Origin of the sequence: Methylomonas sp. EFPC1, assembly GCF_016925515.1 — a bacterium.
Classification (GTDB): Bacteria; Pseudomonadota; Gammaproteobacteria; order Methylococcales; family Methylomonadaceae; genus Methylomonas; species Methylomonas defluvii.
In genome coordinates, this window is sequence record NZ_CP070494.1 from 2,610,993 (window position 1) to 2,634,005 (window position 23,013).

Here is a 23,013-nt window from a genome sequence, read left to right on the forward strand (position 1 = left end):
TGCCGCTAGGCTGCCCACACATAGGTAGCCACTGCTCTGCCCGGTATCTCAACAAGCGCGTTTTTGCCTTGATAGTGGATAGCAAACGCTTGCGGCTCGGCTGCGTCGTTTAACACGATCAATACGATAAAACCCGCGGGCGTGCGGAAGGCCACGTTAGGTAAATAGTCGTTTTGCACGCCGGAATCAATCCGCACGGAACCGGGCCGGACAAACTTGGCCGCGTGGGCAATCACGTAATACGCGACATTGCGAGTGACCTGATCGCCGTCTATTGTCAACGCGCCCACGCAGCGGGCTTCGCCGCCCGGCGTGTGCGGCCCGCAAAACGGGTCGGAGGCCAAATTCCATTCCAACACCGCCCTGCTCCAGTGCCGCAACGAACCGATCAACACGTGGCGGGCGTGCCACATTAAATCGCCACCAAACTCGCCGTCCGAACCCACCCATTGTTCTGTGAAATACAGTTTCATATCGGGGTATGCCTGATGCACTTCCGATAATACCGAAATATCACCGCCATACAGATGCCAAGCGGAGCCGCTGAGATACTGACGAGCCTCGGCGTCGGCGAACACCGTCAACGGGTATTCTTTGACATCGCAATTATGGTCCCAGCAAAACACTTCCACATCAGCTAATCCCGCCTCGCGCAAGGCTGGTCCCAAATGATGTTTGATAAATGCAGCCTGCTCCGGCGCTTCCATCACCATGCTAGGCTCATTTTTTTGATTGAGCGGCTCATTCTGCGGCGTGATACCATGAATCACGATGCCGCGTTCGCGCATCGCTTGCAGGTATTTCACCAAATACGCCGCGTAGACGGCATAGCATTCGGGCTTAAGTTTGCCGCCGATAAACGCTTGGTTAGTCTTCATCCAACGCGGTGCCGACCAGGCGGTGGCGATAATTCGAATAGTTGGATTGAGCGCCAGAATATCTTGGAGTAGCGGAATAACCTCGATATCGCCGGCATTCAAATCAAAATGCGCCAGTTCCATGTCGGTCTGACCATCGGGCATGTCGTCATAGCTAAAGCAACGCTCGCTTAAATCGGAAGCGCCGATACTAAGCCGCAAACAGCTGACGCCGATCCCGTCACCATCAGGCAAAAATAGTTCCTGCAACAAAGCTTGCCGTTCGACGTTGGGCAGTGCCGCTATCAGCATGGCGCTGCCGCCGGTCAAGGAGAAGCCAAAAGCTTCCACGGTTTGATAAACATCGCCGGTATCGACCGCTATTACCGGCACATCGCCGAGATCGTTGTTAAAACCAAAATGGCTGGTCTGTGGTTGTAACAAGGCTTGCTGGTCGGCAGTCGTCAGCCAAATCTCTATAGGCTCGCGCCCCTCGCTTTCGGAAGATAGTGATTGAAAAGCGTTGGTTTGCTCAGACATGAAAGCCCTCATGGTTAGTGCGGAAGCGGTTCCGCCGGATTTAATACAAACAGCATGGCGCTATATTATCGACTTTGCTCAGGCTAGCCAGTTAATTTTCCCGCCTGTTTAATGCCATCGTGAAAACTGCACAATCCACACATTGTGTTCAGGGTCTCAGGCTTTTTGTTGGGCAATGTCATAAAACCGTCAAAATCACTTATACTGCGATTTCCGTTTTAACGTATGGAGATCGGATATGAAAAAATTGGTTTCAATTCGCGCGCTAACCACTCGGCTAAATCGTAAGCTGGCCAAGGAGTCGAAGAAATTATTGAAGTACAAGCCGAGATTGCAGAACAACGATACGATTGTCGAATACGCCGTCGTGGATCTAAAGACGAACTCCATCATTAATTTTCATATGGCGAGCGAATTGCAAGAATTTGCCAGAGGCCTAGGCTGCTTAGCCAGCCTGGAAGAAGTTTCTTTCGAATAGCAGCCGTGTAGCGTTGCAGTTCCATAAAGCCGGGTACGCCCGGCTTTTTTGTGCGCCTAAATCGCGGCTTATCTATATTCAGCGCGTCGGCTTTTTAGGTTTTTCCGTTTAACTGGTTACTCAAAGCGCGTTCCGAAATATCGTTGTACAAATTGGCTAATTCAGCGATCAACTTTTGATATTCAGGGTGGTGCTTCAATAGCGGCATCATAGTGCTGGCCTCTGAAAGCATTTGTTCAAAATGCATGATTTCAATCTCGTTCAGCGTATCGCCCTCTTCCACTCTTTTTTTAACGGCCAACGCGCGCGGAATGGACTGTTCTTCCAATTGCTCCACAAAGGCAGTGATAATGCCGATTTCATCATCTGACGAATACATTTGTATTTCCTGTTTGTTGCGACGAAAAGCCATCGCTGCTGAATTATCGCCTTGTCTCCCGGAAGTCTCTAACCTTCTGCCTGTCTCGGAGCATAGCGTTTCCTTTGGTTTTTAGAAGCTCCCTTCCCTGAGTTTTTGGTATTTTGCGGAAAAAATCAGATGTAAATTTTGACTTTGAACATGGTAAAACCGAATATTGAAACTACTCTTTAGCATTTTTGGATAAAAAGATGACGTTTCTTAAAAAAATATCTGCCCTAGCCCTTTTATCTCTGACAACGAATACCGCCTGGTCCGAACCTGTTCACTTTTGCAAAGTGCAAAGAGTTTATGAAGACGATGTCAGCGTACAGCCAAAGATTGTCCATGAGGACTGCTCCGGCGTCGCCTTTCTTTGGTATGCCAAATTTTACGTCGAAGCATCCTGCTGGCCCGGCGCTATCGAATTATTGAAGGGTAAATGCGAACAAACTGAAGTCGATTCCAAAGACTACGCTCCCGAGCCAACGGTAACCGAAACCCAAGAAGAAAATCAGGAAAAAGGCCTTTAGGCAACAAGCCCCATCAAGCAGAAACGCTTGGCCTGTGGTTGAGATTTTCCTTCCCTGCGTCGATTGCCTTCAGACTTGCCGGTAAGGTCCACTGCAACCATCCGCCGGACATGCTGTTGGCCGTCCGGCCGTGAAATGACCAAGCCTGCCGAAATTCATCCGTAGGCGAACTCGCGCCATTCGAATTCCGGAATCAGGCCTTGCCGGTGCTGTGAACCGCCCGCAGCACCAATATTTTCCCGAACGTTCGCAAGCTCACCACCTCTTGAAGTACCAATCCACTGGCATCGAACAGTCGCCGCCATTCGGCCAACGTTCGCTCCCGGCCGCGGGTGTTGACGAACATCTGCATGTCGAATGAGGCTGTAGCGATGTCGGTCGGACTATCCGGCATCACCATCTCCATCACGGCGATGGCAGCGCCGCTATCTGCACTAGCTTGCGCGACATTGCGCAGCACGGCGACGCAGGTGTCGTCGTCGAAGCCATGCAGCACCGCGCTCAGCAGGTAAATATCCTTGTCGCTATGCGCCTTGGGCACGGCTTGCAGTAGGTCGCAGGCTTCGAAGCGCATGCGTTGCACCGTGGCACCCTCGCCTTTTTCCTTCCAGAACTGCGCCGCGCCTTGGATGACCTGTTCGCGGTCGGCCACCAACGCCATAAGCTGCGGATAGCTCTTGAGGATGGCGAGCGATTTTGCGCCCTTGGAGCCGCCGACGTCGAGGATGCGCTCGAAGCGCGACCAATCGAAATCGGTAACAAAGCTGTCTCCGGCCAAGGCTTCTACGCTATCCATGGCCTGTCAAACGGCGTTGAAAAGTTTCCAGTAAAGAGCGTCCAATAGTTTCCAGTTAGGTCGTATGGTTATTGATTTTCCACCGCCTTTTTCCGTTGCTTAAATCGATAAGAATCGTTGCCGGTTTCTAAAATATCGCAGTGGTGAGTAATGCGATCCAGCAGCGCCGTAGTCATCTTGGCGTCGCCAAAAACCTGCACCCATTCTGCAAAGTTGAGGTTGGTGGTAATGATCAAGGACGTTTTCTCATACAGATGACTGATGAGGTGGAACAGCAAGGCACCGCCGGACGCTGGGAACGGTAAATACCCCAATTCGTCCAGGATGACGGCATCCATCAGCGTTAGCTGCTTGGCGAGGTTACCGGCTTTTCCTAGCTGTTTTTCCTTATCCAGTTGATTGACTAGATCGACCGCATTGTAAAAGCGAACCCGTTTGCCTTGATGGATGGCGGCTATGCCAATGGCAGTGGCCAAGTGGGTTTTCCCTGTGCCGGTGCCGCCCACCAGGATCAGGTTGTAGGCTTGCTCCATAAAGTTTCCGGTGGCCAGTTGTTCGAGACGAGCTTGCGGCAAGGGCGTTTCCGACCAGTCAATCTGTAGCAAGTCTCGATGAATCGGGAATCGAGCCGCCTTGAGCTGATAGTTCAGGCTGCGCGCTTGGCGGTCGGCCTGCTCGGCGCTGATCAACCGATCCAGCCAGGCTTCCGGCATCACGGGTTTTTGCTGGCTACTGTATTTGGCTTGCCACTTGTGCCCTGTGGGTATTCACTCCAGGCCGCCGCCATGCCGAACAGATGTAACGTTTTGAGCTGGAGCGCGCGATCAATGGACATGGCAAACGCTCCGTAAGCTATCATAGCGACTGCAATCGGCGACAGGCTCCAAGGTCAATGCCGGCGTCGATGCCGGGGTGTCGTCCAGTGCTTTGGGCTTGGCCGCTTCGGTTAACCGGCGCATTTCATTCAGGACGATGGCGGCGCTGATGACACCGGTCTGCAAGGTCAAATCACAAGCCACTTCCAAGGCATCCAATCCGTTATCGCCCAGACCTTTCGCCATCAGCAGTAGGTCGACAAAGGCGCGGTCACCCTGATCCTGCTTGAGAATACGATCCCGCACCACCTTGATCGCAACCGGCAAGTCCCAAGTCTGAAAGGGTGCGCCATGCCTCAGTGCGCCAGGCTTTTTCTCCAACACCGGCAGATAATGCCAAGGATCGCAGATCAAATGATCGCGTCCGAAGCGGCGGTGATGTTCGGCAATCATCGCGCCGTCGGCGACGATACGGACATGGTCGGCGGTTAAACGCACGGACACCACGCTATTGGCCCACTGCGCCGGCACGCTGTAGCGGTTGCGGTCTATGCGGATCAAACAAAGTGGCGAAACACGCTTCATTTCTTCCACGTAACCATCGAAGGCGGCCTTGACCGGCATTAACAAGGGCTGTTCTTCAGCGAAACATTCGGCGATGCTGCGTGAGGTCTGTTCAGGATGGGGGCGTCCCGCCAACTCGCAGCAGCGCTTCGCCAGCCAGACGTTAAGGGCGGCGAAATCCGTGAATTTCGCCATCGGCGTAAACAGCCACTCCCGAATGTTCCCGACCTGATTCTCTACCTGGCCTTTTTCCCAACCGGACTCCGGCGTGCAAGCCACAGGCTCAAACAGATAGTGGTTGGCCAGCGCCATGAAACGCCGATTAAAGCGCCGCTCCTTGCCAGCATAGATCGCATCGACCACCGTTTTCAGGTTGTCGTATACCATGCGCTTCGGCACCCCGCCAAAGTAAGCGAAGGCTTGACGGTGCGCATCCAGCACCATTTCCTGCGTTTCCCGTGGATAGGCCATCACGAACATCTGACGACTGTAGGTTAAGCGGAAGTGGGCGACCTTAATGGTCTGAACCACGCCGCCCAGTTCAACGGTTTCATGGCTCCAGTCGAACTGGCAGGTCTCGCCTGCTGGAAAGGCCAGGGGGACAAAAGCTTGCTTGATGGTGGGATGGGGAGATCGTTTCTTCTTCCAACCCTTAACGTAGCGCTGCACCGCCGTGTAACTGCCTTGGTAGCCCTCAACTTGCAGACATTCATACAGGCGTTGCGCGGTGCGTCGTTGTTTTCGCGGCAAATCCGCTTCTTGCTCCAGCCAGGCATGTAACTGCTGATGGAACGAACCCAGCATGGGGTGGGGTTGATGTTGGCGCTGATACGCCGGCGTTTCGACCGTCTTTAAATGTTTACGGATGGTGGGGCGGGATAGCTTAAAGGCGATAGCCAGTGAACTGATAGTCTCTTTCTCGACTAGATGACGCCGTCTGATTTCGGCAATAACGTCCATTTGTAACACTCCAGGATTCTCCGGCAAAAAACCGGACATTGAACAACCTGGGGTGGAAACTTTTCAACGCTCTTTTCCCCAGGACCCTGGAAAGTTTTGCACGCCGTTTAGCAATCCAGAGCCATCTGGAAGAGATGTATGGCGCCGAGGTGTCGCCTTCGTTGATTTCCTCGGTCACCGATGCGGTAGCCGATGAAGTCAAAGCTTGGCAATCACGGCCGCTGGAACCGATTTATCCCATTGTCTATCTCGATTGTATACACGTCAAAGTGCGCGACACTGGCGCCGTGCGGGTCAAGGCCGTCTATTTGGCGATTGGCATCAATCTGAATGGCGAAAAGGAAGTCCTGGGGCTGTGGATCGCCCAAACCGAAGGGGCCAAGTTTTGGCTACAGGTGGTCACCGAACTGAAGAATCGCGGCGTGCAGGATATTTTCATCGCCTGTGTCGATGGGCTGAAAGGCTTTCCGGAAGCCATCGAAGCCGTGTTTCCGCAAGCCGCCGTTCAGTTATGCATCGTCCATCTAGTGCGCAACAGCCTGAACTATGTCGGTTGGAAAATGCGCAAACGGATTGCTGATGACCTCAAGCGGATTTATCAATCGGCTACCGTAACAGAGGCCGAGCAGCAACTGGTTGAGTTCGAGGCACAATGGAACGGCGATTACCCTTCGATTGCCCAGATATGGCGGCGTAATTGGAGCCGCGTCATCCCGTTTTTCGACTATCCTCCGGAAATACGCCGAATCATCTATACCACCAACGCCATTGAGTCGGTCAATATGAGCCTGAGGAAAATCACTAAAAATCGTGGCTCTTTCCCCAATGACGAGGCATTATCGAAACTGTTTTATCTGGCGCTGATGAATATCAGTAAAAAATGGACCATGCCCGTGCATGACTGGAAAGCCGCTTTAAATCGGTTTAGCATTCAATTCGACGACCGAATGCCAAGCCTATAACTGAAACCCCGTTTACACAAAATTCAGGACACCCTCGCCTGTTAAATTTTAGTATTAGCTAAAAATCGATTCGAACGAATAGCCACTACTTTCAAGAATTTCTTTGAGACGCTTCAAACCGTCCATTTGTATCTGCCTAACTCTTTCCCGAGTGACACCCAATTCTAGCGCTACCTGTTCCAGAGTGGCGTTTTCAAAGCCGCAAAGACCATACCTGCGGCATATGACTTCGCGCTGTTTTTCGGCAAGCTGATAGACCCAGTAGGTGACGTTATTTTGGATAAAGTCGTCTTGCAAGATTTCAGCAGGATTACGGCTTTCTTCTTCGGAAATTGTCTCAAGTAGGGGTTTGTCAAAGTCCTTACCGAATGACACATCAACAGATGTGACACGCTCGTTGAGTTTCAGCATTTTACTGACGGTTTTGGCCGGTTTATCAAGATGCCGCGCAATCTCGTCGACAGTCGGCTCGTGATCAAGCTGTTGCGCTAAATTCCGCTGCGCTTTCAAATAAATGTTCATTTCTTTAACAATATGAATCGGCAGGCGAATAGTTCTAGTCTGATTCATGATTGCACGCTCTATGGTCTGCCTGATCCACCAGGTTGCGTAGGTTGAAAATCTGAAGCCACGATCAGGATCAAACTTTTCCACTGCGCGGATCAGCCCCAAATTACCTTCTTCGATTAAATCGAGTAAAGGGAGCCCGCGATTTAAATAACGCCTGGAAATTTTCACAACCAGACGTAAATTGCTTTCGATCATAATTTTTCGGGCTTGTGGATCGCCCTGTTGAGTTCGTCTGCCGTAGATTTTTTCTTCATCCGCAGTTAACAGTTGGGATTTACTGAGTTCATTCAGATACGCTCGGGTAGCATCGAAAGTACTCTCATTTTGCGATTCGTTACTTTCTATTTCGGCCAGCTTAAAGGTTTCGTTCGGATCGATTTCGACAACTTCTTCATCGACATCATCAAAAGAAATGAAATCTGGAATATCCATATCTTTAATTACATCTATCGTTTCTTCCATCATGATTAATCTCCCAGGTATTTTGGCTTGCTGAATCGTTTATTTTTATTGGTACGTGTCTCGCCAGATAACTATTAATCCCTTAAAACTATTTAAATGCAGATAAGATTGAAACCCAACAACGGAACCGATATTGCTCACTGCCAAAACCAATTAAGTCAATAGTTCATTCTTAACAACATCATGCCTCTTCGTGTATTTCCGATCCGATCTAATCGAGGGCACTAACCTTAACGGCGAGTGCCAGTATAACTTTAAAAGATTTATCTTATAAATTGAATTTACTGATATTTTTGTGGTCCACATCTCTTTTTTGATTTTTATTCACAACGACCTCTCAGGTCATTTTTGCGACTAAAATCAGCAAGATCAAACTAAAATCCGAACCACTTCTAAATTATGAAAATAAGAAAGTGATGCGCATCACATATATTTAAAAGAACTGCAAGAACATACAATTCTGAAAGGAGCTTTTTCTGATCGTGCTTCTCAACGACCTAACAATGTTTTTTTGGCTTGATTAATTTGGGCCGCCAAATAATCTGAACCGCCTCGATCAGGATGAAAGCGCGAAATGAGTTTACGGTGGGCCTGAATAATTTCTTCTTCCGTGGCGCCGGGATTAAGCCCCAAAACCTCAAAAGCTTCCGTTGTTGTCATACCCGCTTGTCGAGATGGCCCAGGACCAGGCTTACCATATTGCGGATTGCCGGCTTTGAACCGCAACCAAATGCTATGAAGCTGCGGCGCGTACCTCAATATTAGCGGCATAGAGCGCACTAAAAACGCGAATATTACGCCAAATATCGCCAGCAGACCGCTAAGTTTTCCACTCAGCATCAGCACAAGCAAAATCAGCGCAATCGCAACCCAGGCCAGTTGTTTAAGTAGTTTGCTGCGCAATTCGGCTGGTAGCTTCATAAATCCCGGCAGCATTAAAACTGCCAGTACCAATGCCAACAATATCACTATTCGTATCACCCGCACTCCAAACGCTTTAACCGACGAGCGCCATAATAACTTAGAATACGGCCAGTTCGGCAAATGTAGAGAAGTCCATGTCCACCCCTTCAGTCCTCGGCTTCGCGGCCGCCAGCGGCACCGGCAAAACCAGTTTATTGACAAAACTTATCCCGATACTGAAAGCACATAATCTGCAAATCGGTGTAATCAAACACAGTCATCACGACTTCGAGATTGATCAACCCGGCAAAGATAGTTTTCGGCTACGCGAAGCGGGAGCCACTCCGGTTATGCTGGTTTCCCGACACCGGCGTGCGGTAATCAGCGAATTGTCGGCAGATGGCGATATTTCGCTGACTGAACAGCTTGCCTTGTTTCCCAATGCAGGCCTGGATTTGATTTTAGTGGAAGGATTCAGGCACGAGAGCTACCCCAAAATTGAGCTGTGCAGACCAAGCCTAGGCAAGCCGCTGCTTTACCCTGAAGACTCCTCGATTATCGCAATAGCAAGCGATCACCCCCTATTAACACCACCCGGTTTACCGTGCCTTGATTTAAACGATGCAAAGGCCATAGCCAATTTCATTATCGAAATCTTTTTGAAGCGCCCACGTGACTAACATCTGCTACCCTAACAAACACGAGTTATTGAGCGTCGAACAGGCGCTGTTGGAAATCCGCAAAACTATCGAGACCGTCAACGAACGCGAGCATATCGATTTGCCGCAGGCACTGGACCGGGTACTTTCCGACAGCGTGGCGTCTCCTATAGACATTCCACCTCAACGCACGGCGGCCATGGACGGTTACGCATTTGCTGCTGGCGATGTAGCTGCCGGGCAAGCGGCTAAATTGCAAGTAATCGGCATCGCATGGGCCGGACGGCCGTTCTTGGCGCAGCAGACGCCGGGCCAATGCGTCAGAATATTTACCGGGGCGGTAGTCCCGGAATTTGCGGACAGCGTTATTGCTCAAGAACAAATTGAAATCGATGGTGACACTGTATCACTTCCCCTTGACTGGCAGCCGTATAAAAATATTCGTGCAGCCGGCAGTGACGTTAAACAACATGAAGAATTAATTGCCGCACCGAAAAAGCTGACAGCTCGCGATCTAAGTCTATTAGCCGCCGCCGGCATCGAAAAAATCAGCGTCAAACGCAAACTCAACATTGGCTTTTTTTCGACTGGTGATGAATTGGTCGCACTCGGAGAACCGCTAGTTGTTGGCCAAATCTATGACAGCAACCGCTATTTATTAGCCGGACTGCTATCCGAACCAAACCACACAGTCTCGGACTTGGGCATCGTCGCAGACGATCCTTTGAAACTCGAACAAACTTTCAAGGACGCAGCCCAGCACTATGACGTCATCATTTCCACCGGCGGCGCATCGGTTGGCGATGCGGATTTTGTTAAACAAACGTTGGAAAAATGCGGACAGGTGAACTTCTGGAAACTGGCAATCAAACCTGGCAAGCCGCTGGCTTTTGGCAAAATCGGCCGCTGCTGGTTTTTCGGCTTGCCCGGCAATCCGGTTGCCGTATTGGTCACTTACGAGAAATTCGTAAAGCCGGGTTTGGAACAGCTTGCCGGCTTACCAGCTAGACAAGCATTGCGCTTGCGAGTCCGATGCGACAACCGGTTAAAAAAATCGCCAGGGCGGCAGGAATACCAACGCGGCATCCTGTACCAGCAGGCTGGAGGCGAATTAGCCGTCCGTCTTGCCGGTCAACAAGATTCTCATCAACTAAAAGTAGCCAGTCAGTCCAACTGTTTTATTGTGCTGAATGCCGATAGTACGGGTATAGATGCTGGAGAAATGGTGACAGTAGAGCCATTTTCTGCGGTGTTATAAACAGCTGAATCCCCCAACCCAAGTAACAGCCGGAGTGTTCTGCTCGCTCCGGTTGGAAAACTCGAAACTCAAACAAATTGCCAGCCCATGCATGCGAACGGCAGAATATCTGATTACGCGGTGGCTTCCGCAAGATTACCTAAATAGCCATGTTTTCTAGCCAGATACTCGTCTACAAAGGCTTGCATCGGTTCGGCTTCATATTCGCGTAAACCGCTGACCGCTAGCTTCTTGAATCCGGAACCAACCACTTCGTCACCGCATTTAATTTGGAAATAAAGATACGCAGTGGCGCGCTTGCCGTTGACTTCCATTTTCGGTTCCAGCATTTCCAGACGCGGTTCGTGGAAGTCCATCCGGTTTAAGCTCAAGGTCATGCTTTCATAGATCACCAAAGGCCGGTCTATATTGAACATGACTTGCTCTTTGGCCAATAAAGGTACCAGCACATAAGGAAAGTTCTGCCCGGAAAACGCCACGTAGTCACGAATTAACGCTTCGATTAAAGCCGGATCTCGGATCACATCGCCGGAGCGCTCGATCTGCAAATAAGTCTTGCCTTGGTTGTCCGTAACATCGATTTTTTCGGCGTCGTCATCGGGAAAATTCAACAACACACCATGACCGACCATTCCGGAAAAAATGAAGTGCATGTTTTGGCTAAGGCCGTATTTGTCCAACACTAACGAGAATAATAAATCGCCCGGCACGCAAAAACGTTTTGCGTCTTCGTCGTGCAAGGGGTTGAAGTCATGGGCGACTTCCTTGGCAAACATGCTGGCCTGCGCGGCGCTGATGGCGACACTGCCATCCTGAATGGCATAGTACTCTTTTAGAAACATAGTTTATTAGTTGTTTAGTAACGTGGAACGGACGGATCGCAAATCACGGACCAAGCGTCGATGCCGCCCTTCAAGTTGAACAATCTTTGCAGCCCGGAATGCTGCAAAAAATGGCAGGCTTGCTGGCTACGCATACCGTGATGACAAATCACCACCACGTCTCGGTCAGCAGGCACTTCGTCGAAGCGCGCGGGGATTTGTTGCAGCGGTATTAACACGCTACCGGCAATCTTGGCGTAGGCAAACTCGTGGGGCTCCCTGACGTCCAGTAAAAATACCGACGGATCGTCTTGCAAATGTTGTTTTAGCTGCTCTGGCGTGTATTGGTTTATGGGCATATGAATCTTTCCAGTCTTTGAAGCGCGGCGGCCATTCTATCGATTGAGGCGGTATATGCAAATCGAATGTGCTTGTGGGCCAAATACTGGCCAAAGTCTTTGCCTGGTGTTACCGCCACCCCTTCCTCTTCGAGCAGCTGCTTGGCAAACTCAAAACTATCGTCGGTAAACGCACTGCAATCCGCGTAAATATAAAAGGCCCCTTGTGGTTTGCAGGCAATTTTAAAACCCAACCGTAACAGGTTGTCGTAAAGAAAATCCCGGCGTTTCTCAAACTCGTCACGACGGCGATGCAATTCCGCCATATTTTCAGCGCTGAAACAGGCCAAAGCCGCGTATTGTGAATGGGTAGATGTGGAAATAAAAATGTTTTGCGCCAGTTTTTCCACCGCATCGATAAAATCTTCCGGCACGATCAACCAACCGATACGCCAGCCGGTCATACCAAAGAACTTGGAAAAGCTGTTGATGATAAATACGTCATCGCTGAACGCCAAAGCGCTGCTGACGGTTTCGCCGTAAACCAAGCCGTGGTAAATCTCGTCCGAGTAAAAACAGCCCCCTAAAGCATGCGTCTGCTGAATAGCAGCGCGTAGCGCATTGTTACCGATGATGGTACCGGTCGGATTGGACGGCGAAGCGACTAATACGCCTTTGCTGGCTGGCTGCCAGTGCTGTCGAATCAATTCGGCATTGAGTTGATAAGCTGTTTCGGCGCCAACATTCACGAACTGAGTCTTACCGTCGAACAATTGCACGAAATTATCGTTACAGGGATAACACGGATCGGCCATCAAGATTTGCTCGCCCGGATTCAAACTAATCCCAAACGCCAGCAAAAACGCGCCGGACGCACCGGGGGTAATGAAAACCCGTTTGGGGTCCAGATTTACCCCGTATTGCGCTTGGTAATAATCGGCGATGCTTTGGCGCAATTCCGGCAATCCGGCCGCGGCGGTGTATTTGACTTCCCTACCCTGCATGAACGCATTTCCAGCGGCTAATATTGCCGGTGGTGTTTCGAAATCCGGCTCGCCGATTTCCATGTGAATAATATCCCGGCCTTCTTGTTCCAGTTGCTTGGCGCGCTGTAATAATTCCATCACATAAAATGAGCTGATGCCGCGCATTCGCTCGGCGACGTGGTGTTTCATGTCCAAATTCCGTTAGTAGAAAGCCCCCGCATCATAACAAACTTCTTGCTTGACCCCGGCTATTCTGTTAAAAAGCCCCGATTTTTTTATAGACCGCCAGGAGTCATTGGATGAACAATACTAACCCTGCCGCATCGGAATTTACTTTTAAGCCTTATGAGGAAAAAGAAGGCGAAGAGTACATGAACGAGGCGCAGTTGAGCCATTTTTCCGCCATTTTAAACAAATGGAAATCCGAGTTAATGATGGAAGTGGATCGCACCGTCCACCACATGCAGGACGAAGCGGCCAACTTCCCGGATCCCAACGACCGGGCCACGCAGGAATCAGAGTTCAGCCTGGAGCTGCGCACCCGCGACCGCGAACGTAAGCTGATCAAGAAGATTGATGAGTCCCTGAAGGAAATCGAGTCCGGAAACTACGGTTATTGCGAAACGTGCGGTATCGAAATCGGCATTCGCCGTCTGGAAGCCCGTCCAACTGCTACCCTGTGCATCGATTGCAAGACACTCGATGAAATCAGGGAAAAACAATTGGGTTAATTCTGCCCACGGCAACATCTTATATCGGCCGGTTTGCTCCCTCGCCTACCGGCCCACTTCACCTCGGTTCTCTATACACCGCACTCGCCAGCTATCTGGACGCCCGTCAGCATAAAGGGCTATGGCTGATACGCATCGATGATCTGGATACGCCGCGCAATATGCCGGGAGCCAGTGCCGAGATTCTGAATTGCCTGCAAAGCTTTGGATTATATTGGGACGGCGAGGTGGATTATCAAAGCTGTCATCTTGAGCAATACGAGCAGGCTATTAGCGAATTGCAAATGCAGCATGCGCTTTACCCTTGCACCTGTAGCCGCAGCTTATTGGCAAACTCGCCTTTGATTTATCCGGGCTATTGCCGCACCAACCCGCAATCGACTGATGCGCCACACGCACTACGAGTAAAAACGGCGGATATTTCGACGCGCTTTGTTGATGACTTGCAGGGTGAAATCAGCCAAAATCTGGCCAGCAAGCACGGCGACTTTATCGCCAAACGTAAGGATGGCATCATTGCTTACCAATTGGCTTGCGTCGTCGACGACCAACGGCAAAAGGTCAATCGGGTGGTGAGAGGTTACGATTTATTGGATTCGACCCCTAAACAGCTGTATTTACAGCATTTGCTGGGTTACTCGACGCCGCAATACATGCATATTCCGCTGATTGTCGACCAAGAAGGCCATAAGCTGAGTAAGCAAACCCGAGCAGAAGCCGTCAATCCAAATCAAGCCGGACCAACCTTGTTTCTGCTGCTAACCTTACTCAAGCAAAATCCACCGCCCGATTTGCGGCTGGCCGCAATCGACAGTATTCTGGAATGGGCTATCGAACACTGGCAAGCCGAGCGTTTGACGAGCACCCAAGCCGTTTCTGCCTTACAACACAGTTAATAACGTTCAAAGAAGGAGGTTACGTTATGTCAGACCAAAAAATTTATCCGGTTAATCCGCAGATTGCCGCCAACGCGCATATCGACAGTGCCGAGTACCAGCGTCTATATCAGCAGTCGATAAACGAACCGGAAACTTTTTGGGCTGAACAGGCCGCCGAATTTTTGGACTGGCATCAGCCTTGGCAGCAGGTACTGCAATACGACTACCCCAAGGGAGAAATACACTGGTTTCTGGGTGGCAAGCTCAATGTCACCGTCAACTGCCTGGACAGACACCTGGAAAAACGCGGCGACCAAGTAGCGATCATTTGGGAAGGCGACGATCCGGCGCATGACCGTACGCTGACCTACCGCGAATTACACACCCAAGTTTGCCAATTCGCCAACGTCCTGAAAGCCCATGGCGTACAAAAGGGTGACAGAGTCTGTATCTATCTGCCGATGATCGCGGAAGCGGCGGTAGTTATTTTAGCCTGCGCGCGCATCGGCGCGGTGCATTCCATCGTCTTCGGCGGTTTTTCGGCCGATGCCTTACGTGATCGCGTCATCGACGCCGATTGCCGGGTCTTGATCTGCGCCGACGAGAGCTTTCGCGGCGGCAAAATTGTGCATTCTAAATTGAATGTCGATAAAGCCGCCAAGCAATGCCCCAACTTGAATACAGTGATAGTGATCAAGCATACCGGCCATGACATCCCCTGGACCACAGGCCGCGACATTGATTATCGCGAAGCGATGCAATCCGCATCGACCGATTGCGAACCGGTGATGATGGACGCCGAAGATCCGTTATTTATCCTGTATACCTCTGGTTCCACCGGCCAACCGAAGGGTGTGCTGCACACCACCGGCGGTTATTTGCTGTATGCGGCCATGACCCATAAATACGTGTTCGATTACCAGGAAGGCGATGTTTACTGGTGCACGGCCGACATTGGTTGGATCACCGGCCATTCCTACGTGCTTTACGGCCCATTATGCAATGGCGCCACCAGCTTGATGTTTGAGGGGGTGCCGACTTACCCGCATCCCGACCGCTTCTGGCAAGTCATCGACAAACATCAGGTCAATATTTTTTACACTGCGCCAACGGCCATTAGAGCACTGATGGCCCAGGGCGACGATTTTGTCACCCGCACCAACCGCAGTTCGCTCCGCATCCTCGGCAGTGTTGGCGAACCGATCAATCCGGAAGCCTGGGAATGGTATTACCAAGTAGTCGGCAATAAACGCTGCCCATTGGTGGATACCTGGTGGCAAACCGAAACCGGCGGCATTCTCATCACCCCCTTACCGGGCGCGATACCGTTAAAACCAGGCTCAGCCACATTGCCGTTTTTCGGCGTAAAGCCGGCGATACTCGATCCGGATGGCAATATCCTGGAAGGCGAAGCGGAAGGCGTGCTGGTGTTGACCTATCCCTGGCCAGGACAAGCGCGCACTGTTTATGGTGACCATGCGCGCTTCATCGACACTTATTTCGCCAAGTTCCCCGGCTATTATTTCGCCGGTGACGGTGCCCGCCGCGACAAAGACGGCTATTACTGGATTACCGGCCGCATCGATGACGTGCTGAACGTCTGCGGCCACCGCTTGGGCACAGCAGAGATCGAAAGCGCGTTAGTATTACACGACTTGGTAGCCGAGGCTGCGGTGGTCGGCTTCCCGCATCCGATCAAAGGCCAGGGCATTTATGCGTATGTGACTTTAAACGTGGGTATCGAGGGCAACAGCAGCCTGAAAGGCGAGTTGAAAGACTTGGTACGCGAGGAAATCAGCGCTATCGCCCTACCCGATCTGATTCAATGGGCACCCGGCCTACCCAAGACCCGTTCCGGCAAAATCATGCGCCGCATCTTGCGCAAAATCGCCGCCAATGAATTTCACGATCTTGGTGATACCTCAACCTTGGCCGATCCTTCGGTCGTTGAGCAATTGATCGCCAACCGTCTGAAATTGCCTTAAGGTGAAAACACGGCTGGCTTTAGCCTATTTCGGTGTCATTCTGGTCTGGACTACCACACCGCTGGCAATCAAATGGAGCAGCATCGGCGTCAGCTTCGTCTTCGGGGCGATGGCAAGAATGAGCACCGGACTGGCTTGCCTGCTGCTGTTATTGTTGCTTTTGCGCCGGCGTTTGCCGCTCAACCGCCCTGCTTTGATCACTTATCTGGCAGTGGCGATACAGCTTTACGGCAGCATGCTGATTACCTATTGGTCCGCTCAATTCGTGCCATCCGGCTGGATCTCGGTAATTTTCGGATTAAGCCCGTTCATGACCGCTTTCATGGCGGCGACATATTTGCAGGAACGCAGCCTGGGTTGGGGCAAGTTATTCGCTTATTGTTTGGGTATGGGTGGGCTGGTGGTCATGTTCAGCTCGGCACTGGAATTGGATGAACTCGCTCTGCAAGGCCTGATCGGCGTGCTGGTGGCTACCTTCATCCACGCGGCTAGCGCGGTGTGGGTCAAGCAGATTGACGCACGTCTACCGGCTTTACAATTGGTTACGGGCGGATTGTTAATCGCGGTGCCCTTGTATTTCGGCACCTGGTATTGGTTGGATGGCGGCTTATTGCCGGAAAATATTCCACAGCAAACCCTGTATTCCATTGCTTATCTTGGCGTGATTGCCACCACCCTGGGTTTTGCTTTGTATTATTTTGTGTTGGCCAACATGCAAGCCACCAATGTGGCGATGATGAATCTGATGACGCCGGTAATATCCCTGGTGCTGGGTTATAGCGTCAACCAGGAACCGTTGACGATAAAAACCATGGCCGGCACCGCACTGATTATGTGCGCACTATTGATTTACGAAATCGTCAATCGCCGGCAACAACGGAATGGAGGGTAATCGCCACTCCGCCGTCTGCTAACTAAATTTTGCTAACGCGCTGCTGCAGGTACGCGGCAAATTCTGATTTAATTTCCGGGTGCAGCAAACCGTACTCAACATTAGCCAACAAGAAACCGAATTTTGATCCGCAATCGTAGCGATTACCTGCAAATTCGTAAGATAGCACTTGCTCGTCCTCCATCAACGCGGCAATCGCATCGGTCAATTGAATTTCGCCGCCTGCGCCACGGCCGGTATTTTCGATTTTTTCAAAAATCGCCGGGGTCAGAATATAACGACCAACAACGGCGATGTTAGACGGCGCCACTTTATTTTGTTTAGATCCAAAGCTGATGCATTGTCACCATATGATTATAATAAAGAATTATGCCGAACGGTAACTCATACTGGAATCAATCGGATATCAATGTTTTCTAACGCGGGGACGATTTTGGTAAAGGCTACGGAGTCGGATACCACAACCACAATCCCCACTATGGGCAGATCAATGCCCTGCTTCGCCGGCAAAGAAGATTTCTTTGATCATGGCGGTTATCTGCAGCATTGGGTTGCCGTTATTTTCTCATCTGATGATTTGTTCGAGGCACCCAAAGTAGCTGTATTTTGCCCTATAATTAACTGCGCAGATAAATATTACAAAATTTTCAACCTCAAAATTATATATCATGCTTTCAATCAAAGATTTACAGCAACTTAGCGAAAAATGTATTTCAGAATCTCAAGTTATTTATCAGCTTAAAAGTTTTGAAACGGGTTTCCCGTTTTTGAAAATCATTAATGCTGCATCACCAGAGCAGGGTATTACCATTGCTTCGGATGCACAAATTAATGAGTTGTTGGAAACATGGGATGCTTATTTAAAAACCGATGCTTCAATACTCAAATTTGTTCCGGCATCGGGTGCGGCCAGTCGTATGTTTAAAGATTTATATGAGTTTTTGGATGCCGATTATGCCGAACCAACAAAACCTGCTGAAATCAAATTTATTACTGAAATTAAAAACTTCGCTTTTTACGATGCTTTGAACGAATGTTGTTTGAAAAATAATAATAAAAGTATTGATGATTTGATTGAAAATGGAGAGACGAAAGCTATTGTATCTAATTTATTAACCAGTAATGGCTTGAATTATGGTGCATTGCCTAAAGGCTTACTTTTATTTCACACCTATAACAACGAAAAACGTACTTCGCTACAGGAGCATTTGGTGGAAGGTGGATTGTATGCTTCTAATGCATCGAATGAAGTAAATATTCATTTCACAGTTTCAGCTGAACACCGGAAACTGTTTGAAAAACATGTAAATGATACGCTTCCTGAATACGAAAATGTACTGGGTAAAAAATTCAACATCAGTTTCTCAGAACAAAAGCCATCGACTGACACTATAGCTGCCGACGAACAAAATCAACCATTTCGCGAAAATGGAAAATTAGTTTTTCGTCCCGGAGGACATGGCGCTCTTATTGAAAATCTGAACGATTTGAATGCAGATGTGATTTTTATTAAGAATATTGATAATGTGGTTCCTGATTCGCTCAAAAGCCAAACAGTTAAATATAAGAAAGCTATTGCAGGTTTATTGATTAAACTTCAACAAAAAGCGTTTGAAAATCTTCAATTATTGGAGAAAGAGAATATTTCTATTTCAAGCTTACATGAAATTTCTCTGTTTTGCGAAAAGGAACTTAATAATATTCACCCTGAAATTAATAAATTGAATGAAAGTGAATTAAAACAGTATATGAAATCAAAACTAAATCGTCCGATTAGGGTTTGTGGTATGGTTAAAAATACCGGAGAGCCTGGTGGTGGTCCTTTTCTTACTGTAAATGCAGATGGAACAGTGTCCACTCAAATTCTCGAAAGTTCGCAAATTGATTTATCAAATCCTGCTGAAAAAGCTAAAATGATGAATTCAACGCATTTTAATCCTGTTGATTTAGTATGTGGAGTGAAAAACTATAAAGGCGAAAAATTTAATCTTTTACATTATGTCGACAACCAAACCGGATTTATTTCATCGAAATCCAAGGGTGGTAAAGAATTGAAAGCTTTAGAGTTGCCCGGACTTTGGAATGGCGCCATGAGCGATTGGAATACAATTTTTGTTGAAGTTCCTATCGAAACATTTAATCCGGTAAAAACAGTGAACGATTTACTTCGTCCTGAACATCAAAACATAAGATAATTTGTTTTCAATTAAAATTATTGAGTCATATTTATTTAAAAGGTTTATCACATTATTTGTAATGAGCTTTGTTATCTGCATACTTATTTTCTCGATGCAGTTTCTTTGGAAACATGGCGAATTTAAAAGTGAAGTGCGCGATCTGCAGTTGCTATTTTCTAATCCGTATAGGTTAGCAGGCTGGTGAAAAACTCGAAAAGCCAAGTAAGCTAAGGCATAGATGAGCCGCCAACTGTTAAAATAGGCTACCTAAATTTGGAGCCTTTCAATGCGCGGACACGATGCTATCCAAAACAACTGGTTCAGCTACATCAACCTGGAAGACCGCATTCCCAAGCAGCATCCGTTGCGCCGTTTACGGCTGTTGGTCGATGGCGTACTGGCCTCGATGGATGCCGTCTTTGCCGCGCGTTACTCGCACACTGGCCGTCCCTCGATTGCCCCCGAAAAACTGCTGCGCGCCTTGCTGTTACAAGTCCTGTATACGGTCCGTAGCGAGCGTCAGTTGATGGAACAACTGGACTACAACCTGTTGTTTCGCTGGTTTGTTGGTTTGGGTATCGACGATGCTGTCTGGGAGCGCAGCGTGTTCAGCGCCAACCGCGAACGCCTGCTGTCCGAAGCCCTGAGTCGCGAATTTTTTGAGCGGGTACTGGCCATAGCCGAATGGCAAAATCTGGTGTCCGACGAACACTTCAGCGTCGACGGTAGCCTCATTGAAGCCTGGGCCTCGCATAAAAGCTTCGTTAAAAAAGACGGCAGCGGCCCGGACAAACCCGCCGGCCGCAATCCCGAGGTCGACTTCAGCGGCGAAAAGCGCAGCAACGCCACCCACCACAGTACGACCGATCCCGAAGCCCGGCTTTACAAGAAAGGCGAATACACCGAGGCCAAACTGCGTTACATCACCCATGCCTTGTCCGAGAATCGCAACGGCCTGATTGTCGATGTCGAAACCACTCAAGCCACCGGCACCGCCGAAATCGAAGCCGCGCAAAACATGATCAAACGCCGCGTGCCCCAAGGCGGCAGCGTCGGTGCCGACAAAGGCTACGACCAAGCGGCGTTCGTCAACGGACTCGAGTCCCGTGACATCAAAGCCCATGTGGCCCGCAAAAAGACCGGCAGTGCCGTCGATGGCCGCACCGCGCGCGGCAAAGGTTACGCCCAAAGTCTCAAGCGCCGCAAAATCGTCGAAGAAGCCTTTGGCTGGGTCAAAACGGTCGGCGGCCTGCGCAAAACTCGTCACATCGGCTTAGCCAAAGTCGCGGGTCAGGCCTTGTTTTGCTTTGCCGCCTACAACCTGACGCGCATGCTCAACCTATTGGTGTTCACGCCGAAACCGGCGTGGAGTGCACCCGCCTAGGGTGAAGTTCGCCTGAAAACCGTCCACAGACGGCTTCAGGCGAATAAAAAGCCCTTGAAACCGGGGCAAAACGCTTGAAACTCGATGTCATGACCGATTTCAACTCGAAAAAATCACTTACATCGTGGGTAAGGGGAAATATCGGCGGGTTTTTCACCAGCCTGTTAGGATGATCAGTTCCTTAAGGTTTTACTTTGACGAACGGATGATGTGTGCCTAACCTTATGGCAAAATTAAATAAGCACTGTAAGGTCTTTATTTTAGGCGATAATGTAAGTTTATTCCCAACTCTCAGCACGAGATATAGCAATGATAAAACTGTTATGCACCTTTTTGGTAGCATTGATACCGGTAAAACCGGCTTTTAGTCAGGACTTGCTGGAAACCTATCAGCTAGCGAAAGCCAATGACCCGGAGTTTAAAAGCTCGGATATCAATAAGCTTGCTACTGCCGAGATCAAATCGCAAAGCATCGCACAGATGTTGCCCAATCTTTCCTTCAGCGCCAACAGCAGCCGCAATCGCCTGGAAAGTACCAGCTTTTTGGGAACCACATTGCAGCATTACTGGGACAGCAAATTGGGTATTAATTTGAAACAACCGGTGTTTCATTGGGACCATTGGGTGCAGCTTGATCAAGCCGATAACAAAATTGCTCAGGCGGAAGCGCAGTTTCAGGCCAAACAACAAAGCCTGATCCGCAGAACCGCCGAAGCGTACTTCAATATATTGGCCGCGCAAGATAATCTGGAATTTGCCAACTCGGAAAAGAAAGCCATCGAAAAGCAATTGGAACAGGCCAAACAGCGGTTCGATGTCGGCATCATCGCCATTACCGATGTTTACGAAGCCCAAGCCGGTTATGACAGGGCTCTGGCCAGCGAGATCGAAGCACAAAACCTTTTGGATAACAGCAAGGAAGCCTTGCGGGAAATCATAGGCGAGAATGCCGCCGATCTGAACAGTTTGCAAGCGCAAATTCCGCTCAGCCCGCCCGCACCCGAGGACTTGGCGTCCTGGTCGAATACGGCGGAGAACAATAATTTCTCAATCGTCGCCCAAATTAATCAAGCCGAATACGTCCGCAAAAACATCGAATTACAGCAATCCAAACATCTGCCCACTCTCGACATCGTCGCCCAATACAGCGAAATGGACACTGGCAACCGCTACGGCTTGCGCGGCGACAATGAAAGTTTTGGATTGCAACTGAACCTGCCTTTATACGAAGGCGGCGGCACCTCTTCCCGCAGCCGCCAAGCGGCCTACGAGTATGAAGCCGCCAAGGAAGATTTGACCAAAGTAAAACGTAGCATCAATCGGGGCGTTAAAGACGCATTTCGCGGCGTGGTGTCCAGCATCAGCCGGGTCAAAGCACTAGACGCCACCAGCAAATCCGCGGAAATGGCCGTGGAAGCTGCCGAAGCCGGTTTTGAAGTGGGCACCCGCACCATGGTGGACGTACTCACCGAGCAACGTAATTTATATAAAGCCAAGAGCGATTACGCCAGAAGCCGCTACGACTATCTAATCAACGGCATCAAGCTTAAGGAAGCGGCCGGCAGCCTGAATGAACAGGATCTGGAACAGATCAATCAATATCTGCAGGGAACATTGAGTAAGAACTAGCCCATCGGCGGAGTGTTCGAGGCCGCTCGCCAATGCCGGGCGTTATTGGCACAACCATGTGCTGACCATGTAGGTTTCGGCTATAAGCGGTAAATGTCCACGAAAGCAGATTTAGGATGTAGTGAGTTTCCAAACTTTTGTTAATGCAGGAAACATACGCTTTAGTTCGTTTAGCGCATCCTCAACGACTAACGCCGCATGCAGCCAAGATCCGGTGGCAAGCAGCCCACCGGAGCCTTAATCGATTCATGCAAGCCTCGGAATCATCCCGTCATCGCTTTTAGCCTTGCGCGCAAGCCTTTTAAGCTCGCGCACGAGACTTTTCGCTATCGTCGCAAGGCTTTTTGGGTTGGGCGCAATTCTAAAAGCCTTGCGGACTCACTTAAAAGCTTTGCGGGCAACACAAAATCATTTGTTCGCCGGGCAAAACGCCCTGCG

The 23,013-nt window shown here is 49.8% G+C and carries 21 protein-coding genes and 3 pseudogenes; 12 read left to right on the plus strand and 12 right to left on the minus strand.

Features of this window, described 5'->3' with window-relative positions; translation table 11 throughout:
• Window positions 1-5: 5 nt before the first annotated feature.
• Window positions 6-1,397, minus strand: coding sequence for a glycoside hydrolase family 30 beta sandwich domain-containing protein (locus JWZ98_RS12195; RefSeq protein ID WP_205450263.1), 1,392 nt, complete (start codon window positions 1,395-1,397; stop codon window positions 6-8).
• Between the two features lie 238 nt (window positions 1,398-1,635).
• On the opposite strand from JWZ98_RS12195, the gene JWZ98_RS12200 reads away from it, so the two are divergent.
• Window positions 1,636-1,875 carry a hypothetical protein gene (locus tag JWZ98_RS12200; protein ID WP_033156179.1) on the plus strand — a complete coding sequence of 80 codons (240 nt, stop codon included), beginning with the start codon at window positions 1,636-1,638 and terminating at the stop codon, window positions 1,873-1,875.
• Between the two features lie 94 nt (window positions 1,876-1,969).
• Here JWZ98_RS12200 and JWZ98_RS12205 read toward each other — a convergent pair whose 3' ends face one another.
• The gene (locus JWZ98_RS12205) at window positions 1,970-2,254 is read right to left on the minus strand and encodes a hypothetical protein (protein ID WP_133120677.1); all 285 of its coding nucleotides are present in this window, start codon (window positions 2,252-2,254) and stop codon (window positions 1,970-1,972) included.
• Window positions 2,255-2,484: 230 nt separating this feature from the next.
• Between JWZ98_RS12205 and JWZ98_RS12210 the strand changes: the two genes are divergently transcribed.
• The gene (locus tag JWZ98_RS12210; protein ID WP_205450264.1) at window positions 2,485-2,805 is read left to right on the plus strand and encodes a hypothetical protein; all 321 of its coding nucleotides are present in this window, start codon (window positions 2,485-2,487) and stop codon (window positions 2,803-2,805) included.
• Window positions 2,806-2,998: 193 nt separating this feature from the next.
• Here JWZ98_RS12210 and JWZ98_RS12215 read toward each other — a convergent pair whose 3' ends face one another.
• From JWZ98_RS12215 to istA, 4 genes and pseudogenes are all read right to left on the minus strand, one after another.
• Window positions 2,999-3,601: a methyltransferase gene (locus tag JWZ98_RS12215; protein WP_205450265.1), complete on the minus strand. Its 603-nt coding sequence runs from the start codon at window positions 3,599-3,601 to the stop codon at window positions 2,999-3,001.
• Window positions 3,602-3,669: 68 nt separating this feature from the next.
• Window positions 3,670-4,299, minus strand: a pseudogene (istB, locus tag JWZ98_RS12220) (IS21-like element helper ATPase IstB); the annotation flags it as partial.
• 14 nt (window positions 4,300-4,313) lie between these two features.
• Window positions 4,314-4,436: a hypothetical protein gene (locus tag JWZ98_RS23415; RefSeq protein ID WP_275899109.1), complete on the minus strand. Its 123-nt coding sequence runs from the start codon at window positions 4,434-4,436 to the stop codon at window positions 4,314-4,316.
• Window positions 4,426-5,979 (minus strand): IS21 family transposase, encoded by a 1,554-nt coding sequence (gene istA, locus JWZ98_RS12225; RefSeq protein ID WP_240347962.1) that lies wholly within the window; start codon window positions 5,977-5,979, stop codon window positions 4,426-4,428. Before istA ends, JWZ98_RS23415 begins: the two co-directional genes overlap by 11 nt.
• Window positions 5,980-6,053: 74 nt before the next feature.
• Between istA and JWZ98_RS12230 the strand changes: the two are divergent.
• Window positions 6,054-6,902: pseudogene (locus tag JWZ98_RS12230) on the plus strand (IS256 family transposase); the annotation flags it as partial.
• A gap of 54 nt (window positions 6,903-6,956) precedes the next feature.
• On the opposite strand, the gene rpoS reads toward JWZ98_RS12230, so the two are convergent.
• Both rpoS and JWZ98_RS12240 read right to left on the minus strand, forming a co-directional pair.
• The gene (gene rpoS, locus JWZ98_RS12235) at window positions 6,957-7,937 is read right to left on the minus strand and encodes an RNA polymerase sigma factor RpoS (RefSeq protein ID WP_033156312.1); all 981 of its coding nucleotides are present in this window, start codon (window positions 7,935-7,937) and stop codon (window positions 6,957-6,959) included.
• A 486-nt stretch (window positions 7,938-8,423) separates the two neighbouring features.
• A complete protein-coding gene (locus JWZ98_RS12240; protein ID WP_240348359.1) occupies window positions 8,424-8,903 on the minus strand; it encodes a DnaJ domain-containing protein in 480 nt (159 codons plus the stop codon).
• Window positions 8,904-8,992: 89 nt separating this feature from the next.
• On the opposite strand from JWZ98_RS12240, the gene mobB reads away from it, so the two are divergent.
• Complete coding sequence (gene mobB / locus JWZ98_RS12245) at window positions 8,993-9,517, plus strand: molybdopterin-guanine dinucleotide biosynthesis protein B (protein WP_205450267.1); 525 nt, start codon at window positions 8,993-8,995, stop codon at window positions 9,515-9,517.
• Window positions 9,510-10,754 (plus strand): gephyrin-like molybdotransferase Glp, encoded by a 1,245-nt coding sequence (gene glp / locus JWZ98_RS12250; RefSeq protein ID WP_205450268.1) that lies wholly within the window; start codon window positions 9,510-9,512, stop codon window positions 10,752-10,754. Before mobB ends, glp begins: the two co-directional genes overlap by 8 nt.
• Window positions 10,755-10,867: 113 nt before the next feature.
• On the opposite strand, the gene JWZ98_RS12255 is transcribed toward glp, so the two are convergent.
• Genes JWZ98_RS12255 through JWZ98_RS12265 form a run of 3 tightly spaced genes read right to left on the minus strand, consistent with a single transcriptional unit; the run spans window position 10,868 to window position 13,088 of the window.
• On the minus strand, window positions 10,868-11,596 hold the full coding sequence (locus JWZ98_RS12255; RefSeq protein ID WP_033156316.1) for a DUF3581 domain-containing protein: 729 nt from the start codon (window positions 11,594-11,596) through the stop codon (window positions 10,868-10,870).
• 14 nt (window positions 11,597-11,610) lie between these two features.
• Window positions 11,611-11,934 carry a rhodanese-like domain-containing protein gene (locus JWZ98_RS12260; RefSeq protein WP_033156317.1) on the minus strand — a complete coding sequence of 108 codons (324 nt, stop codon included), beginning with the start codon at window positions 11,932-11,934 and terminating at the stop codon, window positions 11,611-11,613.
• Complete coding sequence (locus JWZ98_RS12265) at window positions 11,925-13,088, minus strand: pyridoxal phosphate-dependent aminotransferase (RefSeq protein WP_205450269.1); 1,164 nt, start codon at window positions 13,086-13,088, stop codon at window positions 11,925-11,927. The genes JWZ98_RS12260 and JWZ98_RS12265 overlap by 10 nt, the downstream gene beginning before the upstream one ends.
• 110 nt (window positions 13,089-13,198) lie before the next feature.
• On the opposite strand from JWZ98_RS12265, the gene dksA reads away from it, so the two are divergent.
• Genes dksA through JWZ98_RS12285 form a run of 4 tightly spaced genes read left to right on the plus strand, consistent with a single transcriptional unit; the run spans window position 13,199 to window position 17,385 of the window.
• Window positions 13,199-13,630: an RNA polymerase-binding protein DksA gene (gene dksA / locus JWZ98_RS12270; protein ID WP_033156319.1), complete on the plus strand. Its 432-nt coding sequence runs from the start codon at window positions 13,199-13,201 to the stop codon at window positions 13,628-13,630.
• A gap of 23 nt (window positions 13,631-13,653) precedes the next feature.
• Window positions 13,654-14,526, plus strand: coding sequence for a tRNA glutamyl-Q(34) synthetase GluQRS (gene gluQRS, locus JWZ98_RS12275; RefSeq protein ID WP_346015200.1), 873 nt, complete (start codon window positions 13,654-13,656; stop codon window positions 14,524-14,526).
• A gap of 26 nt (window positions 14,527-14,552) precedes the next feature.
• Window positions 14,553-16,493 (plus strand): acetate--CoA ligase, encoded by a 1,941-nt coding sequence (acs, locus tag JWZ98_RS12280; protein ID WP_205450270.1) that lies wholly within the window; start codon window positions 14,553-14,555, stop codon window positions 16,491-16,493.
• Window position 16,494: 1 nt separating this feature from the next.
• On the plus strand, window positions 16,495-17,385 hold the full coding sequence (locus JWZ98_RS12285; RefSeq protein WP_205450271.1) for a DMT family transporter: 891 nt from the start codon (window positions 16,495-16,497) through the stop codon (window positions 17,383-17,385).
• A gap of 22 nt (window positions 17,386-17,407) precedes the next feature.
• Here the strand turns inward: JWZ98_RS12285 and JWZ98_RS23185 are convergent.
• Window positions 17,408-17,695 (minus strand): annotated as a pseudogene (locus JWZ98_RS23185) (UTP--glucose-1-phosphate uridylyltransferase); the annotation flags it as partial.
• Between the two features lie 358 nt (window positions 17,696-18,053).
• Here JWZ98_RS23185 and JWZ98_RS12295 point away from each other — a divergent pair.
• From JWZ98_RS12295 to JWZ98_RS12305, 3 genes are all read left to right on the plus strand, one after another.
• A complete protein-coding gene (locus JWZ98_RS12295; RefSeq protein ID WP_240347963.1) occupies window positions 18,054-19,580 on the plus strand; it encodes a DUF4301 family protein in 1,527 nt (508 codons plus the stop codon).
• 268 nt (window positions 19,581-19,848) lie between these two features.
• Entirely contained in the window at window positions 19,849-20,946 is a 1,098-nt protein-coding gene (locus JWZ98_RS12300) for an IS5 family transposase (protein WP_205450272.1), read from the plus strand.
• Between the two features lie 309 nt (window positions 20,947-21,255).
• The gene (locus tag JWZ98_RS12305) at window positions 21,256-22,575 is read left to right on the plus strand and encodes a TolC family outer membrane protein (protein WP_205450273.1); all 1,320 of its coding nucleotides are present in this window, start codon (window positions 21,256-21,258) and stop codon (window positions 22,573-22,575) included.
• The last annotated feature ends 438 nt before the right edge of the window (window positions 22,576-23,013 follow it).

What these genes read in the sequence shown, in the direction of transcription:
- JWZ98_RS12195 (WP_205450263.1), bottom strand. Translation starts at nt 1,397, where the DNA reads ATGTCTGAGCAAACCAACGCTTTTCAATCACTATCTTCCGAAAGCGAG.
- JWZ98_RS12200 (WP_033156179.1), top strand. Translation starts at nt 1,636, where the DNA reads ATGAAAAAATTGGTTTCAATTCGCGCGCTAACCACTCGGCTAAATCGT.
- JWZ98_RS12205 (WP_133120677.1), bottom strand. Translation starts at nt 2,254, where the DNA reads ATGTATTCGTCAGATGATGAAATCGGCATTATCACTGCCTTTGTGGAG.
- JWZ98_RS12210 (WP_205450264.1), top strand. Translation starts at nt 2,485, where the DNA reads ATGACGTTTCTTAAAAAAATATCTGCCCTAGCCCTTTTATCTCTGACA.
- JWZ98_RS12215 (WP_205450265.1), bottom strand. Translation starts at nt 3,601, where the DNA reads ATGGATAGCGTAGAAGCCTTGGCCGGAGACAGCTTTGTTACCGATTTC.
- JWZ98_RS23415 (WP_275899109.1), bottom strand. Translation starts at nt 4,436, where the DNA reads ATGTCCATTGATCGCGCGCTCCAGCTCAAAACGTTACATCTGTTCGGC.
- istA (WP_240347962.1), bottom strand. Translation starts at nt 5,979, where the DNA reads ATGTCCGGTTTTTTGCCGGAGAATCCTGGAGTGTTACAAATGGACGTT.
- rpoS (WP_033156312.1), bottom strand. Translation starts at nt 7,937, where the DNA reads ATGATGGAAGAAACGATAGATGTAATTAAAGATATGGATATTCCAGAT.
- mobB (WP_205450267.1), top strand. Translation starts at nt 8,993, where the DNA reads ATGTCCACCCCTTCAGTCCTCGGCTTCGCGGCCGCCAGCGGCACCGGC.
- JWZ98_RS12255 (WP_033156316.1), bottom strand. Translation starts at nt 11,596, where the DNA reads ATGTTTCTAAAAGAGTACTATGCCATTCAGGATGGCAGTGTCGCCATC.
- JWZ98_RS12260 (WP_033156317.1), bottom strand. Translation starts at nt 11,934, where the DNA reads ATGCCCATAAACCAATACACGCCAGAGCAGCTAAAACAACATTTGCAA.
- JWZ98_RS12265 (WP_205450269.1), bottom strand. Translation starts at nt 13,088, where the DNA reads ATGAAACACCACGTCGCCGAGCGAATGCGCGGCATCAGCTCATTTTAT.
- dksA (WP_033156319.1), top strand. Translation starts at nt 13,199, where the DNA reads ATGAACAATACTAACCCTGCCGCATCGGAATTTACTTTTAAGCCTTAT.
- acs (WP_205450270.1), top strand. Translation starts at nt 14,553, where the DNA reads ATGTCAGACCAAAAAATTTATCCGGTTAATCCGCAGATTGCCGCCAAC.
- JWZ98_RS12295 (WP_240347963.1), top strand. Translation starts at nt 18,054, where the DNA reads ATGCTTTCAATCAAAGATTTACAGCAACTTAGCGAAAAATGTATTTCA.
- JWZ98_RS12300 (WP_205450272.1), top strand. Translation starts at nt 19,849, where the DNA reads ATGCGCGGACACGATGCTATCCAAAACAACTGGTTCAGCTACATCAAC.
- JWZ98_RS12305 (WP_205450273.1), top strand. Translation starts at nt 21,256, where the DNA reads ATGATAAAACTGTTATGCACCTTTTTGGTAGCATTGATACCGGTAAAA.